The sequence below is a fragment of the Qipengyuania pelagi genome (assembly GCF_009827295.1).
GTDB classification, from domain to species: domain Bacteria; phylum Pseudomonadota; class Alphaproteobacteria; order Sphingomonadales; family Sphingomonadaceae; genus Qipengyuania; species Qipengyuania pelagi.
The window spans coordinates 1-16,428 of record NZ_WTYD01000004.1 but is presented as its reverse complement, the minus strand read 5'-3'; the positions used below and the strand labels follow the sequence as shown (position 1 = coordinate 16,428).

The window sequence follows — 16,428 nt, the reverse complement described above, 5'->3', positions numbered from 1 at the left end:
CGTGTTAATCGCTCATGTCGAATACGAAATGGTCAGACACCGCATGGTCTCCAAATCGTCCATTGGTCTTCATCGGGTGAGAAAGACGCACCCGCGATGATCTGAACCTGCACCCTCGGAAGCAGGCACGATCGGCTCTGACGATAGCAGCCGTCACCATCTTAATGATAATCGGAGAACCTAATGTCGGAGAAAGCCTCCGGACGCCGCGAGCGCGGCGCCGAAAGCCGTGCTTGGCTGTCACGCACCACGCATCCTATAAGCTCCCCAAATCAGGGAAAGACTTCGATGCAGAACAACAAGGTCCGCGAACTCGCGAACTTCATCTGGGGCACCGCAGACACGCTCAGGGGGAAGTTCAAGGCGCATGACTACGGCAAGGTCATCCTGCCGTTCTTTGTCCTGCGCCGCCTCGACTGTCTGCTCTCGGCGACGCAGGACGCGACCATCGAGATGGCGGACTCCCTGCCCGAAGGCATCGACGAGGACACACGCGATCTGCTGCTCTTCGACGTCGCCAAGGCGGGGAAGGTCTACAACCTGTCACCCCTCACGTTCGCCAAGATCAAGGGTCAGAACCCGGCTGATCTGCACGACAACCTCGTCGCCTACATCACGGGCTTCTCGGCCAACATGCGCGACATCTTCATCGACAAGTTCAAGTTCCTCGAGCAGCTTAAGGAACTGAAGGACCACGACATCCTGTGGGACGTGTTCGAGCAGTTCACCGACGTCGACCTGAGCCCGTCCGAGGTGTCCAACCTCGAGATGGGATACGTCTTCGAGGAGCTGATCCGTCGCTTCTCGGAGCAGTCGAACGAGACGGCCGGCGAACACTTCACGCCGCGCGAGGTCGTCCATCTGATCGTCGACCTGCTCATCGCCAACGACAAGGCGCTCACCGGTCGCGGTCTCATCCGCACCGTCTACGATCCGGCGTGTGGCACGGGCGGCATCCTCGCGATCGCCGAAGCCGAGATCAAGGCGATGAACGAGGGCGTGCGCGTCGAACTCTACGGGCAGGAGCAGAACAAGGAATCCTACGCGATCTGCCGCTCGGACATGTTGATCACCGGTCACGACCCGGAGCAGATCGCCTTTGGCGACACGCTCGCCAATGACCAGCACCGCGGCCAGAAGTTTCACTGGATGATGTCCAATCCGCCCTACGGCGTCGACTGGAAGGCGTCGGCCGGCGCCGTTAAGGAGGAGTGGAAGGAATTGGGCGACGACGGACGCTTCGGCGCTGGCCTTCCGCGCATCTCCGACGGGCAGTTGCTATTCCTGCAACACATGGTCGCCAAGATGCGCGACGACGAGCAGGGCTCGCAGATCGGCATCGTCATGAACGGCGCTCCAATGGGGACTGGTGATGCCGGCTCTGGTGAAAGTGAAATCAGACGCTGGCTGTTCGAAAAAGACTATGTCACCGCAATAATAGCTCTTCCGCCCGATCTTTTCTATAATACCGGCATCCAGACATTCATTTGGATACTAAACAACCGTAAGCCGACCATTCAACGCAATAAAGTGCTGATCATCGACGCATCTTCGGAAGAATTCTGCGAGCCTCTAAGAAAAAGTCTAGGTGACAAAGCCAACTTCATCACAGATGATGCCCGAGCGAAGATTATCAACGCGTTCGTCGATGGCTTCTCTGCCGAAGGGAGTCATTTCGCAGAGGTATTTCCAGTCAAGTCCTTCGCCTACCGGCTGATCAAAATTCAACAACCGAAGAGACGGCGTTTCCGCGTCGATGAGGGTGGAATCACTCGTCTTTCCGAATCAAAGCCGTTCAATCTCATGCAGCAGCCTGTCAAAGACCTGTTGCTCAGCATCCTAGGTGATCCGAGCTTCGGCGAAACCTGGTCAGACGGCAACGCATTTCATGCCAAGGTGGCAAGCACGATGTCCGAAAAAGGATTCAAGATTTCAGCCCCCCTCAGGTCAGCTATCGAAGAGTCTTTCGGCGAGCTAGATCCTGGCGCGGAAGTCATTCGTAACGGCAATGGGAACCCCGAACCCGACAAGCTACTGCAATACTTCGAGCGCGTGCCGATCGACAGGAAGTGGGAAGAATTTTTTGCTGAAGAGGTTGAGCCATTCGCTCCGGGCGCGTGGGTTGACACGAAATACATCGATCGGACCGACAAAAAAGTCGGCCGCCTCGGCTACTCCGTTCCCTACAACACCTTGTTCGCCAAATTCGAACGCCCGCCGACCCTGTCCGACGTGAATGCCAACATAGCAGCCATGGAAGACAATCTCGCAGAACTTCTGACGAAGGTGATCTCGAAATGACGTTGCAAGAAACCGTATTTGGGGAGGCACCGCCGTCTCATTGGGAAGTCACCAAGGTCAAGCATGTCCTCCGGCTGAAGAAGGGCAACCTCAACGCTGGCATGGTAGAAAAGAACCTGTTGTCGCTCAGCTATGGGCGGATAGTGCGGCGCGACATCGAAAGCAGCGAAGGGCTCGTCCCAGAATCCTATGAGGGCTACCAGATCGTCGAGCCCGGCGATATCGTCTTGAGATTGACGGATCTCCAGAACGACAAGAAAAGTTTGCGGCAGGGTCTGGTCACAGAACGAGGCATCATAACTTCGGCGTACGATGCCGTGACCTGCCGACAATCCGACATCCCCGAATACTGGTATTATTTTCTCTACGCACTTGACCTCTGCAAGTATTACTATTCGCTCGGCAGCGGGGTTCGGCAATCCATATCGTTTGCAGACTTTCCAAATGACTGGATCAGCGTTCCGCCTCGAAACGAACAGCAGTCTATTACCGAACGTATCAGGACTGGAATCGATGAATGTGACGCGCTGATCTCCATTGTCGGAGGAAACCGGGCTGCCCAAGTCGCCATGCCCGACTCTCTACTCCATTCCTTATGGGTTCGAAAAGCCTCTACGGTCGTAGAGGAAATTGGGGGACGTCAGCCAGATACCAAAGAAGCTTTTACCACTGGAACTGACGGGGATGCGCGACAATGAGAAAGCCTCATAAATCGTCGAAGATCCATCTCGAAGACGTGCTCGAACAGCACATGGTCGACGAGCTCGTCGAGCACCAAGGCTATCGGCTGCGTAGCGACGCAGACTACGATCGCGATTTAGCGCTGGATCCGCAGCTGACCGTCGAATTCGTGAAGGCGACGCAGCCCGAAGAATGGGAGAAGCTGGAAAGCCATTACGGCACTTCCGCCGAGAAGGAATTCCTGACCCAGGTCGCCGCCAACCTCAAGCGTTCGGGCACCCTGCCGGTGCTGCGGCAGGGCATCAAGATCGTGCCGGGCATCAAGTTCGTCCTATGTGCCTTCCAGCCGGCCTCGAACGTCAACCCTGCTCTCCAGGCTCGCTACGAAGCCAACATTTTCTCTGTCACGCGACAGGTCCATTACAGCCGCCGCAATGAGAACGCGATCGACGTCGTGATCTTCGTCAACGGCATCCCGGTCGCGACCTTCGAGCTGAAGAACGAACTCACCGGATCCACCTTTCGGCACGCCGAGAAACAGTATCGCAAGGATCGTTCTCCTGCCAACGAACCGCTGCTGACCTTCAAGCGCGGCGCGCTCGTTCACTTCGCCATGGACACCTCCAACGTCTCGATGACGACAAGACTCATGAACGGGAAGACCCGCTTCCTCCCATTCAACCGCGGCCGAGACAAGGGAGCCGGCAACCCCGACATCGCAGGGGAACACCGCACCGCATACATTTGGGCGGACCAACCCGAGGGTCGCGCCGTCCTCTCGCGCGAGATGCTGCTCGACATCATCGGCAATCTTCTGCACCTCGAGACCGAGGAGGTGTTCCTGCCGGACGGATCGCTGGACAAACGCGAGACGATGATCTTCCCACGCTTCCAGCAGCTCGATGCCGTCCGGCGCATGATGGCCGACGCCCGTCAGCACGGCACGGGCCGCAACTACCTAGTCCAGCACTCAGCAGGTTCGGGCAAGACGAACACGATCGCCTGGACGGCACACCGCGTCATCACGCTCCACGACGAGAACGATGCGCCCTTGTTCGACACGGCCATCATCGTGAGCGACCGTCTCGTCCTTGACCGCCAGCTCCAGAACACCGTCCAGAAGCTCGCCCAGACACCGGGCGTGGTGAAGATCATCGACGGCACATCCAAGCAGCTCAAGGCCGCCCTCGACAGCGGCGCGCGCATCATCGTCACGACCATCCAGAAGTTCTCGACCGACCACCTCAGCACCATCACGGGCCAGGCCGGTCGCAAGTTCGCCGTCATCATAGACGAGGCGCACGGCAGCCAGTCGGGCAAGAGCGCCCAGGCCATGTCGGAGGCGTTGTCGCGAGACGGCGAAGGGACGGCGGAGACCTTCGAGGACGTCGTCGCGGCCTATCAGGAAGCGCGCGGTCCCCAGCCCAACATCAGCTACTTCGCGTTTACGGCGACACCGCGCACCGCGACGCTCGAACGCTTCGGCCGCAAGGGATCTGAGGACACGCCCGAACCTTTCCACCTCTATTCCATGCGGCAGGCGATCGAGGAGGGCTTCATCCTCGACGTGCTGCAGAACTACATGACCTACAAGGCCTACTACCAGCTGGAGAAGGCGATCGAGGACGATCCCGACCTCGACACCAAGCGCAGTCGCCGGCGCATCGCCAGGTTCGCATCACTCCACCCCGCGGCCATCGACCAGAAGGTCGAGGTCATCGTCGAGCACTTCCGCCGTCACGTCGCCCGTGAACTGGACGGTCAGGGCAAGGCCATGATCGTCACGCAGAGCCGCGAGCATGCCTTCAACTACTACCGACGCCTACAGGGCTACATCGACGCCAACGGATACGATGGCCTCAAAGCTCTGGTCGCCTTCTCGGGGCCCCTGCGCATCGACGGCGAGACCTACACCGAAGCGGAACTCAACGGCTTCGCCGAAACGGAACTGCCAAAACGCTTCGACGGCGACCAGTATAAGGTGCTCATCGTCGCCGAAAAATATCAGACCGGTTTCGATCAGCCCAAGCTCGTCGCGATGTATCTCGACCGCAAGCTCGCCGGACTACAGGCTGTGCAGACGCTCTCACGCCTCAATCGCATCTATCCGGACAAGCGGCGCACCTACGTGCTCGACTTCCAGAACACGATCGAGGACATCCAGACCGCGTTCGAACCCTTCTACGGCGAAACCAGCCTGGAGGCGAACTCCGACCCCAACCAGATCTACACGCTCGAACGCCGCATGCACGAGTTCGGCATCATCCACGATGCGGAGGTCGAACGCTTCGCCGAGACCTATTACCGATCCGAACTCGATGGCCACGACCGGGCGAAACTGGAAGGCATCGTCCGCGAGGCTGTCATGCGGTTCGACAACGAGGACGAGGAGGAACAGGAGGAGTTCCGGCAGGTGGTGAAGAGCTATCTGCGCTTCTACAGCTTCCTCAGCCAGATCATGGCTTTGGGCGACACCGATCTGGAGAAGCTCTACTCCTACGGCACCTGGCTCAACCGACTGCTGCCGGATCGAGAAATCCCAGGGGACATCGAGATCACCGACGACATGGTGCGATTACAGGCCGTTACGCTGAAAGAGAAGGAAAAGGGTTCCGCCTCGCTCGCTCCCGAAGCAGGGGCGAAGCTCAGCCCGATAAGCGAATTTGGCGCCAAGCCCTATACGGAAGAGGAGCAGCGCTCGCTGTCGGAGATCGTGTCCTCGTTCAACGATCGGCACGGGACAGAGTTCACCGACGCCGACTTCGTGCGCTACGAGGCCGTCAACGAGGAGATCATGACCGAGGATCTCGTCGAGATGCTCCGCAACAACCCCGATGACGTCGTCTACAAGGCCTTCGCCGAGATGTTCTTCCGCGGCTCCGTGCGTTCGTTCCAGCGCGACAACGAGATGAAGAGCGCGATGCTGACCGATCCCAAGGTGCGTGAGCAGATCACCCGCCATTTTTTCCGCCGCGCGCGCCGGCTGGCCAACGAGGACAAGGACGCGGCCTAAACTAGCTGAGCAGAACAATAACGGAACGATTGCCTGAGCAAAAGCTGGTGGATAAGATCAGAGCATGAACGATAAGCCCAACAATCGCGATTATTTCGACATCGGCCTCGTGGTGCCCCTCGAGGACGAGTTGCTCCAACTGATCAATCAGTTCCCGCCCACCGAGAACAGAGGAACCGATACGGTCTGGTGCCATGTAGTCGAGAGTGGCCATGCGGACGTGCGCATGATCGTCATTCAGCAGTCGTCGATGGGCAACCGTCATGCCACGAACGCCACGCAATATCTGCACGAGCACTTCGATATCGGCCTTACGGTGTGCCTCGGGATCGCTGGCGGGATCAGCAATGATCTCGATCTCGCCGACGTCTGCTACAGCGGACACATTGCTGACGTACTCGACAACAACAAGGTGGTGGACATCGACGACGGCAAGGCTCTCGATATCGAGTTCTCGCCCACCCACTATTCGACGCCGACGCGCTTCACGCGGGCGTTCAACTTCATGCGAACGCAACCGCAGCTCATTCCCGTGTATGACGCTTGGCAGCAGGAGCGAGAGGCGATCGCAACGAAGGGCATACCCGATGAGGTCCCCAGCCGCGGCGAGACCTTTGAACAAATTGGAAGGACGACCACCAAGGACGGCACGATCGTATGTGGAATGGTCGACAAGAGCGCGCTCTACAACAAGAAGCTGAAGGGTGTCGAACGTGCACTTCTCGCGATCGAGACCGAGTCAGGAGGTGTGTTCTCGCAAGCGAAATTCCGTGACGACAAACCCGCGATGACGATCCGCGGTATCTCCGACTACGCGGACGGCAACAAGACCAAGCTGGAAGAAGCAACCAAGGGCACAGTAAGGAAATTGGCGGCGGCAAATGCAGCGAGTTTCCTGCACCTCAACATCACTGCCAACCCTTACTTCCAACGCGCCCTTCTCGAGCTGCGCGGATCCGGAGACGACCTTCTCGACCTGGGGGTCGAGGATGAAACGGACGTTCCTCTGAAGCAGGTCATGCAGACGATCGAGGCGGAGATCGATGAGACTCTCAGACGTCTGTCTCCCGAATACAAGCTGCAGGAGAAGGGGTATCGCCTACCTGTCCCGCGTATTCGAAAGACGCCTCAATCGGGCGATCCAGTCGATGCGCAGCAGGAGGCGATCGACGTGCGCGAGGTGCTCAAGACGCGCGAACGCACGCTGATCAACATTCCACGTTCCTATCCCGACAAGAGCCTGCCCTGGGTGGTCGCCGCGGACCTTCTCACCTGCGAGATCGACGGTCTCCAGGCCGTCCCGATCGTCATCGACGGCGATGCCATCCGCGGCAAGCAGGATACCTTCGCGAGCGCGGCGGCGGTCGACCTCGACAAGCTGAAGCAGACGGATGGCGTCAAGATGGTTTTCGTCGTCGAGAATATGCCCTTTTCGTCAAAGCACAGGATCGACACCATTCTCGAGCAGTGCGACATGTATCCCGATGCCCGGTTCCTATTCGTGAGCCGCGGCGATGACGCTCTGATCGGCGAGACGTCGTTCATGAACCGTTCCGCTGCGGCTCCATACGACGCCGGAAAGGTCTCTTTTCTGGAGATAGCGCTCTTCCTCGAGAAGAACTTCCAGATGGGCTGCCAGGAATCCGAAGTGATCGCAAACAGGCTCTACAAGACCTTCGACAACTTCCGTCTGGATGCCCATCCCACCTACTTCGCCGGGATCCCGAAGGAGACGCTCACGGCATTGCTCAACGCCAATCGCCGGTCCGAGCTGATCCAGCTGGCCGTGGTGGGTTTCCTGACCTTCCTCGTCGCTGGTGATCAAGCCGACATAAATCTCGGCCGCACCACGCGCGAGAGGTTCCTGCGCAAGCTCGTCGTAGAAATGCGCTTGGAGAAGCGTAATTTCGATGAAGCCGAACTGGTCACGTTCGCCAAGGAATTTGCCGATAGGCACGACTTTCAGATCAAGCCATTGCAGTTCGTCAACGATTTCGTCGACAATGGCATCATGCACTTCGAACAGGGGCGCGCGCAGATATCGCTGCCCTTCATCGAATCCTACCTTCTCGCTCAAGAACTGCATGATCATCCCAGCCTGGCATCGCGCTACTTCCAGATGGCCGAGCCATTCGACTATCCGGCCTTCGAACTCTACGCAGAGATCGGAGCGTCCGACGAGATAGTGCAGGCCGTCATCGAAACGCTGAAGGCCGCCACGGACGATCTGAAGAAGCTAAATCCCGGCGACAACATCATGCTTTCTGAAGAGATCTCGCCGATTGCAATCAGGCGCACCGAGGCCACCGATAGGATGAGAGAGCGGCTCAAGAACGCCGCGAAGGCGGTGCGCGAAGGGTCGCGCAACGCCGAGCAGAAGCAGCAGATGCTGGACGTGTCCGAACAGGTCCGCGAGGAAGCGGGCAAGCAGTTCGCCGACGATGACGACGAGGCCGTCAGTAAGCGCTTTGAGAATCTGGACAGGCTTGGTGCAGCGTGGACCAGAGCGGTCGTCCTGCTGGGTCAGGGAGCCGAGCATCTCGAGGCAAAGGAGAAGCGTGACCTCAGCGCCAAGGTGGTCGATGGTGCGGCAGTCGCGCTGGACGAGTGGAGTCGCATCAACCTCGAAATTGACTTCGACAAGATGAAGGAGAATCTGACCACCGACGAGGCCTTGAACGCTACAGATTTCCCAGATGAGATCGACGATCGGCGTAGGTTCGTCGGAAGCATCATCGACGTGATGGAATACGCAATCCTCGCGCAGCCCATTCGGCAAATATTCGGATATCTTGCGGAACAGGCCCGGCACCCGGCCCTTTACATGAGCGTCGACAAGTCGGAGGTCGAAGGCAAGCTGGAGACGTTGATAAAGGCATCCTGGATGGTCGACCTGATGCCCAAGAGCGGCAGGAAGTTCCTGAAGGAAAGCATGAAGGCTCTGCCGCGCGCCAGCTTCCTTCGCTACACAATCGCAAGCCACTATCTCTCGCGACTGTTCTGGGCACACTGGGACAAGGAAAACCGCACTATCATGCTCGAGGCAGCGCAGGATGTGGTAAAGCCACTCGGCGTGAACATCGACAAGCCGAAGCTCGAAAAGCTGATCAAGACAAAGGATTGATCGTGCAGGATCGGGTCGTGGAGAAGGGCAGGACAGCTAAGCGCTCACAATCCATGTCTTTGGACGCAGAGCCTCTCCCAGTAAAAGCTTCATACTGGACCCAGACACTCTACGAGCTCCAGCGCCTTGGTGCGAACAATGTTCTTCATCTTCATAAGTCTGATCGCCGCGGAATGTTCGTTGCGATTTGCTAACGCAAGAACAGCCTCGGTCACCGCATCCGAGTGACGCATGAGGACGACGAGCGCCGTGCCACTGGGTCCATTGCGAGCCAGCAGCCAGTTGTGGACCGTCCGTTCATTGGTTCCGGTCAGACGCGCCAGATGCTTCACATGGGATGGTATGGTGCCGAAGTCCGCCTTCAAAGCCTCTGCCACCACCTCCGCCAGCAACGCTCCCGTTTCCGCAGCGGGATCGATCGGAAACCGATTTCCGTTTTCACCGCGAAGTTTTCGGTCATCCGTCGAAAAAGACATTCCACCATACTCCCCTTATGCCGAACGGGTTCATCGGGAGAAATGCCCGACTCACTAGACCCGGTGCCAGGCAAGATGGAAGCAGAAGGAAAAAAGACGAAGACAAGGGCAGCGCAATACGTGCGCATGTCTACAGACCATCAGCGCTATTCGACCGAGAACCAGGCCGAGATCATCGAAGCCTACGCCGCGCGACGGAATTTCGAGATCGTCAGGACCTATGCCGACGAAGGACGCAGCGGCCTCAGCATCGCAGGACGGGATTCGCTCAAGCGCCTCATCGACGATGTCCAACAAGGGCGTGCCGATTACGAGGCTATCCTCGTCTACGACATTAGTCGGTGGGGCCGCTTCCAGGATGCCGACGAAAGCGCATACTACGAATTCATCTGCCGCGAGCGCGGCATCAACATCCATTACTGCGCAGAGCAGTTCGACAACGACGGCAGCCTGCCGTCCACTGTCATGAAAAACATCAAGCGGGCGATGGCAGGAGAATACAGCCGCGAACTCTCTGCCAAGGTTTTTACGGGACAATGCCGCCTGATCCGGCTCGGTTACCGTCAGGGAGGCCCCGCTGGTTATGGTTTGCGTCGCCATCTCGTGAACGAGCGGGACGAACCGAAGGCCCCTCTCGCACGCGGCGAGCACAAAAGCCTTCAGACGGATCGGGTGATTCTCGTCCCGGGCCCGGAAGACGAGGTCAGGATCGTTGAACGGATCTACCGCATGTTCGTTCTGCAGCGCCACTCCGAACGCGAGATCGCCGAGATACTGAACCACGAAGGCGTCACTACCGACCTCGGGCGCACATGGACCAGGGCAACGGTTCGGCAGATCCTCATCAACGAGAAATACATCGGGAACAACGTCTACAACCGCATATCCAATAAGCTGAAGCGCAAACGGGTCGTCAACGAGCCGGAGATGTGGGTGCGAGGGGACGGTGCATTCGCAGCAATCATCGATCGCGAGCTGTTCGATGCGGCACAGGCGATCCTAGCTGCGCGGGCGCGGCGCTTCACCGACGACGAGCTGCTCGCCATGCTGTCGAACCTCTTGGCATCGAGAGGTGAACTATCGGGGCTGTTGATCGACGAAGACGACGAGATGCCATCCACTGCCGCGTATCGGCATAGGTTCGGCAGCCTCGTGCGGGCATACCAGCTGATCGGCTATACGCCCGATCGCGACTATCGCTACCTCGAGACCAACCGTGTGCTGCGGCTTCTGCAGCGTGATGCGTTCGAACATACAGTCGAGCGCATCCGCGAAATGGCCATAGGCATTGAGGTCGATCCCCAGACCGATATCATCGTGGCCAACGGTGAGATATCAATCTCGCTCGTCATGATCCGTTGTACCGAAACCGCTGCCGGTTCGCTTCGCTGGAAGCTGCGCTTCGATAGCAGGCACCGACCCGACATCACTCTCGCCGTCAGGATGAACCCGGATAACCGAACCGTCCGCGACTATTACCTCCTGCCGTGGCTCGACGTCGGGCGACTGGCAACGATGCGGATGGGCGAGGAGAACGGCATCGCTCTGGACGCGTATCGCACCGACGATCTCGATCCTCTATATCACATGCTCAGGCGCCACCCGATCGGACGGGCAGCATGAACGGCGAGATCATCAGCATTCCGATCAAAACGATAGAGGTCCTCAATCCGAGGGCGCGCAACAAGCGCATCTTCGAAGAACTGGTCGACAGCATAGCGAAGGTCGGACTGAAACGCCCGATCACGGTCCGCAGAGCGGAAGTTGGCAACGGCTACGAACTCGTCTGTGGGCAAGGGCGGAAGGAAGCCTTCGAGAAGCTCGGCCAATCCATGATCCCCGCAATGATCGTCGATGCGACCCGCGAGGAATGCTTCGTCATGAGCCTGGTCGAGAACCTCGCCCGGCGAAATCTTTCACCACTCGAACTCATCCGGGAGGTCGGACGTCTACGCGAGCAGGGCTACACGCATTCTGCAATCGGTGAGAAGATCGGTTTCAGTGCAGAATATGTGCATTCGATCGTCGGCCTGCTCGAACGGGGAGAGGAACGCCTGCTCGATGCCGTCGAGCGCGGCATTATCCCGCACACGATCGCCGCCGAGATATCCAAGGCCGACGACGAGGACGTGCAGCGCGCGCTGACCGAGGCCTACGAGAACGGAAGCCTTCCGGGCGATCAGATCCTCGCCATCCGCCGTATAGTCGATGACCGCAATCTGATCGGTAAAGGCATCAAGAGCATCAGGACCGGCAAGCCGCGAACCGCCGCTCCGACCTCCGCGGCACTGGTACGCGCCTATCAGAAGGAAGTCGATCGGCAACGCCAGTTGCTCAAGAAAGCAGGACTGGCACAAGGGCGCCTTGCGTTCATCACTTCGGCGATGGGTCGCCTACTGGCCGAGGATCATTTCGTCGCGCTCTTGCGAGCCGAAGGAATGACCACTCTACCGCAGCCAATCGCTGAACGACTCGGCCTCGCGGAGGCATGAGATGAGCGAAGCAATACGTATATCGTTCGAACAGAAGGTGCTCGACCTTCCCGTGGAAAGCCTGCTGCCGTTGCGGCCCATGACGGCACGCATAACCGGCTCGAGGAAATATGCGAGGATCGCAACCTCCATAAAGAAAATAGGAGTAATCGAGCCACTCGCGGTAACCAAGGCGGACTCCTCGGGTCGACACTTGCTACTGGATGGGCATCTGCGGCTGCATGCCATCATGGAAGAGGGAAAAGCGACCGCGCCATGCATCATCGCCGATGACGACGAGGCCTTCACCTACAACAAGCGGGTGAACCGGCTTGCGACCGTCCAGGAACATTACATGATCCAGCGGGCGCTCGATCGCGGCGTTCCTGCCAGCATGATCGCCGCCGCGCTCGGGATCGATGCGAAGCTGGTCCAACGCCGGAGCAAGCTGCTGGACGGCATCGCTCCAGAAGCGGTCGACATCCTGAAGGATCGCCCAGTCAATCCGCAGGTCTTCGATACCTTGCGCAGGATGAAGCCGGAGCGGCAGTTCGCCACCGCTGAGCTGATGGCATCGATGAACAATTTCACCGCCACCTATGCGAAGGCCATCCTCGCAGCGACCAGACAGGAAGACCTCGCCAGGCCTGAACGGCCGAAGAGGGTAAAGGGCGTTACGCCCGAACAGATGGCGCGGATGGAACGGGAGCTCGAATCCCTAAACAAGGACTTCCGGGCAGTCGAAGCCACATTCGGCGACGATGTCCTCCATCTCGTCCTGGCATCGCGCTATGTCGAACGCCTCATCGCGAACGATGCGATATCGGCCTATGTCCAAGACAAGCATCCTGAGATCCTCGCCGAGTTCCATAACATCGTGGCCGCGGGCACGCTGGACGCTGCCACGTAGATCATTCAGCATTCGTTGCTCTCAAAGACCACAACAGCAGACCTTTCTCGCCTTGACGTGAAACCAGCAGTTCTCGGTCACGCAAATTCCTCAGGGCCGCGCCTACCCTCTTCTGTATCGTCTTCAGCAGTCTGACATCGGCCGCATTGAGCTCGCGCTCGGCCATTAGGCGAAGTGTTATAGCCTTGCTATCCAGCGCATCGCCCGTTGTCCGAAGCATATGCAGTATGGAGCGCGTAACCTGCCCCTTGAAGGCAACATGGCGCGGAGGCAGTGGCTTCGCCTTCACTTCCGTTAAATCGGCCTCGGGATCGAAAAGCAGGATCGTCTGGTCGATGTGATCGAGGTTGATCAGCGCTTCCCGCAACCTGTCCTGTAAACCCTCAACGAGGCCTGCTATCTCGCTGCGCTTCGTCATCAAGCCTGATAGGACATTGGGGCGGTCAATAGAAGGAAGTTCGGGTATCTGATCTGCGGTCGTCATGGACTCGATTGTTAACGAAAAATCTGTTATTCTTCAGTAGGATATTTTGGTGCAATAACTCCACCATACCGTGGAATTCCGGCAATTCGTCGAGAAACAGCACGCCCAGATGCGCCAGGCTGACCTCGCCCGGCTTCACCTTCAATCCGCCACCCGTCAGCGCGGCCATGCTCGCCGAGTGATGCGGGGCGCGAAACGGGCGGGCGCGGCTGATGCGGCCCTCTTCCAGCGTGCCCGCGACCGACTGGACCATGCTGACCTCGAGCGCCTCCGCCGGTGACAGCTCTGGGAGGATGCCGGGCAGGCAACTCGCCAACAGTGACTTTCCCGCCCCCGGAGGCCCGATCATCAACAGGTTCGATATACCTACACCCAGAGGTATGAATCCTGTGGATACGAAGATCAGAGCGGCGGGAATGACCGGAGTTGGGCCGGAGCACGAACCCGCTGCGCGGGAGGGGTGCTGGCGGAGGGGGTGAAGTAGAACGACAGGCGTAGCGCGGGGACTGATCAAGGCCGAACATTCCGGCTCCTTCAACTGAGGAGTCGAGCGATGAACGATCTTGTACCGGTTATTCCAGCCACTCCGGTCAGCCCGCTGCGTCAGCGGCTGATCGACGATATGACCATGCGGCACTTCAGCCGCGAGACGCAGCGTAATTATGTCCGCGACGTGGGGCGGTTCGCCGCCTTCCTTGGGCGTCCTCCCGATACGGCGACATCGGAAGATCTGCGCCGCTTCCAGGTCGAGCAGCGTGAAGCAGGCATGCCCATACCAACCATGAACAGCGTGGTTTCGGCACTGCGCTTCTTCTTCACCCATACACTCGACCGGCCTGACCTTGCCCGGCGGCTCGTTCGCATGAAGCAGATGCGCAAGCTGCCGGTGGTGCTGAGCAGGGATGAAGTTGTCCGGCTGCTGGGCGCGACCACCTGCCTCAAGCACCAAGCCGCATTGTCGGTCGCCTATGGCGCCGGTCTGCGCGTGGGCGAAGTGGCGATGCTCAAGGTGCGCGACGTGGACAGCGAGCGGATGCTGCTCCGGGTCGAACGCGGCAAAGGCGGCCAGTATCGCAATGCCATGCTGCCTGCCGATCTGCTCACCCTGCTGCGGCAATGGTGGAAGCTGGGCCGTGAGCAAGGCGTGATGCACCATGATGGCTGGCTGTTCCCTGGCCTGCATGCCATGAAGCCGATCAGCACAAGGCAACTGCACCGCATTGTCGTCGAGGCGGCACAGGCTGCAGGGATCGCCAAGCGCGTCAGCCCGCACACGCTGCGCCACAGCTTTGCTACCCACCTGCTCGAAGACGGCATCGATATCCGCATCATCCAGGCATTGCTCGGCCATGCCAAGCTGGAGAACACCGCCTTCTACACCAGGGTCGCAACCAGAACAATGCATGCGGTGACCAGTCCGCTCGACAAGCTAGGCATGTTCCTGCCCAGTGAGGGGACACCACCGGGCTGAACTGGTGCGCACCTCGTTCGAGGTCGCTGACATCTTCTGCGCTACTGGTCCAGCATACCGGGCCACCCATGCAGGACATCTGAGCCTGCAGCAGCTCAAGGTCATGTCAGCGATCGAGCATTGCCGGACCGCTGCGCTGGGCGGCCATGTCGAGGCCTGCGCCTGTTGCGGGCACTGGCGGATCGCCTACAACTCGTGTCGTAACCGGCACTGCCCCAGGTGCCAGGGCGGTGCGGCGCGCACATGGCTGGCAGCGCGCGAAGCCGATCTGCTGCCGGTCGGATACTTCCACGTCGTGTTTACCCTGCCGGCCGAGGTTGCCGCCATTGCCTTTACCAACAAGGCGCTGGTCTATGATCTGCTGTTCAAGGCTGCGGCAGAGACCATGATGACGATTGCGTCCGACCCGAAGCACCTCGGCGCAAAGATCGGCATCACCGCCGTGCTTCACACATGGGGATCGGCCATGACGCATCATCCGCATGTCCACATGATCGTCCCGGGTGGCGGTATTACGCCCGATGGCAAGCGATGGATATCGTCACGCCCGGCCTTCCTGCTGCCGGTGCGGGTGCTGGGTGCCTTGTTCCGCCGCCTGTTCCTCACCCGACTGATGGCGCTGCATAATGCGGGCAGGCTCGCTTTCTTCGGCAAGTTGACCGGGCTGACTGATCGGCGGACGTTTCTCAAGCACCTCTCACCAGTGCGCAAGAAGCGCTGGGTGGTCTACACCAAGCCGCCCTTCGCCGGACCCGAAGCGGTGCTCGCCTATCTCTCGCGCTACACTCACCGCGTCGCCATATCGAACAGTCGCCTGATCCGGTTCGATGGCCAAGATGTCATCTTCCGCTACAAAGACTATCGTCGAGACGGCACCGACCGCCAGCAGGTCATGACGCTGCCCGCCGACGAGTTCATCCGCCGGTTCCTGCTCCATGTCCTGCCAACCGGCTTCCACCGTATCCGCCATTACGGCCTGCTCGCTGGTGCCACGCACAAGGCCAATATCGCGCTCGCCCGCAAACTGCTGGAGGTCGCGCCACCTCCAGAAGATGAGATCACCGATGAGCCAGAAGATTACCGCCCGCCGTGCCCACATTGCGGCGGGCACATGATCGTCATCGAGACCTTTGCGCGCTGGCAGCAACCACGCGCGCCGCCATCCTCCATACCGCCCATCCGGAAATTTGCGCCATGACCCGGCATGGCTCGATCTCACCGAACCGGGCACGTGATAGGCTTCCGGCAATGCCGCCGCTCGTCCTGCAGATCATCAGTCGCATGAAAACCGCCATGACACCATCGCTATTGAGCGATCTGCTGACCAAATCCGGGCCACAGACCTGCCCACCTGACCCATCCGGCACGCTTCCCAGCCAGTGTCATCAAGCCACCTGGATCGACAGAAAACCGAAATCCCCATAGCCCAACGCATGCGGCCCGCGGGTTCGTGCTTCGGGGACTTCCGTACGCCTACGGCGCCCGGAACCCTTCACG

At 59.3% G+C, this 16,428-nt stretch carries 11 protein-coding genes and 1 pseudogene; 9 read left to right on the top strand and 3 right to left on the bottom strand.

Annotated elements, in window-relative coordinates; all coding sequences use genetic code 11:
- Positions 1-288: 288 nt before the first annotated feature.
- From GRI47_RS13990 to GRI47_RS13975, 4 genes are all read left to right on the top strand, one after another.
- Positions 289-2,301 carry a type I restriction-modification system subunit M gene (locus GRI47_RS13990; protein WP_160661989.1) on the top strand — a complete coding sequence of 671 codons (2,013 nt, stop codon included), beginning with the start codon at positions 289-291 and terminating at the stop codon, positions 2,299-2,301.
- On the top strand, positions 2,298-2,999 hold the full coding sequence (locus GRI47_RS13985) for a restriction endonuclease subunit S domain-containing protein (protein ID WP_160661988.1): 702 nt from the start codon (positions 2,298-2,300) through the stop codon (positions 2,997-2,999). The genes GRI47_RS13990 and GRI47_RS13985 overlap by 4 nt, the downstream gene beginning before the upstream one ends.
- Positions 3,000-3,037: 38 nt before the next feature.
- On the top strand, positions 3,038-5,995 hold the full coding sequence (locus GRI47_RS13980; protein ID WP_202387603.1) for a type I restriction endonuclease: 2,958 nt from the start codon (positions 3,038-3,040) through the stop codon (positions 5,993-5,995).
- Between the two features lie 64 nt (positions 5,996-6,059).
- Positions 6,060-9,119: a 5'-methylthioadenosine/S-adenosylhomocysteine nucleosidase family protein gene (locus GRI47_RS13975; protein ID WP_160661986.1), complete on the top strand. Its 3,060-nt coding sequence runs from the start codon at positions 6,060-6,062 to the stop codon at positions 9,117-9,119.
- Positions 9,120-9,208: 89 nt separating this feature from the next.
- On the opposite strand, the gene GRI47_RS13970 is transcribed toward GRI47_RS13975, so the two are convergent.
- Positions 9,209-9,595, bottom strand: coding sequence for a hypothetical protein (locus GRI47_RS13970; protein WP_160661985.1), 387 nt, complete (start codon positions 9,593-9,595; stop codon positions 9,209-9,211).
- 42 nt (positions 9,596-9,637) lie between these two features.
- Here GRI47_RS13970 and GRI47_RS13965 point away from each other — a divergent pair, with 42 nt between their 5' ends.
- From GRI47_RS13965 to GRI47_RS13955, 3 genes are read left to right on the top strand one after another with little or no spacing between them, the layout of a single operon-like run.
- A complete protein-coding gene (locus GRI47_RS13965) occupies positions 9,638-11,218 on the top strand; it encodes a recombinase family protein (protein ID WP_337190709.1) in 1,581 nt (526 codons plus the stop codon).
- Positions 11,215-12,087 (top strand): plasmid partitioning protein RepB C-terminal domain-containing protein, encoded by an 873-nt coding sequence (locus GRI47_RS13960; protein WP_160661983.1) that lies wholly within the window; start codon positions 11,215-11,217, stop codon positions 12,085-12,087. Before GRI47_RS13965 ends, GRI47_RS13960 begins: the two co-directional genes overlap by 4 nt.
- 1 nt (position 12,088) lies before the next feature.
- Entirely contained in the window at positions 12,089-12,976 is an 888-nt protein-coding gene (locus GRI47_RS13955; protein WP_474094098.1) for a plasmid partitioning protein RepB C-terminal domain-containing protein, read from the top strand.
- Position 12,977: 1 nt separating this feature from the next.
- Here the strand turns inward: GRI47_RS13955 and GRI47_RS13950 are convergent, their stop codons facing one another.
- Positions 12,978-13,394, bottom strand: coding sequence for a hypothetical protein (locus GRI47_RS13950; protein ID WP_160661982.1), 417 nt, complete (start codon positions 13,392-13,394; stop codon positions 12,978-12,980).
- A gap of 127 nt (positions 13,395-13,521) precedes the next feature.
- Positions 13,522-13,827, bottom strand: a pseudogene (locus GRI47_RS13945) (ATP-binding protein); the annotation flags it as partial.
- Positions 13,828-14,013: 186 nt separating this feature from the next.
- Here GRI47_RS13945 and GRI47_RS13940 point away from each other — a divergent pair.
- The gene (locus GRI47_RS13940; RefSeq protein WP_160661972.1) at positions 14,014-14,931 is read left to right on the top strand and encodes a tyrosine-type recombinase/integrase; all 918 of its coding nucleotides are present in this window, start codon (positions 14,014-14,016) and stop codon (positions 14,929-14,931) included.
- A gap of 1 nt (position 14,932) precedes the next feature.
- Entirely contained in the window at positions 14,933-16,129 is a 1,197-nt protein-coding gene (locus GRI47_RS13935) for an IS91 family transposase (protein WP_160661981.1), read from the top strand.
- The last annotated feature ends 299 nt before the right edge of the window (positions 16,130-16,428 follow it).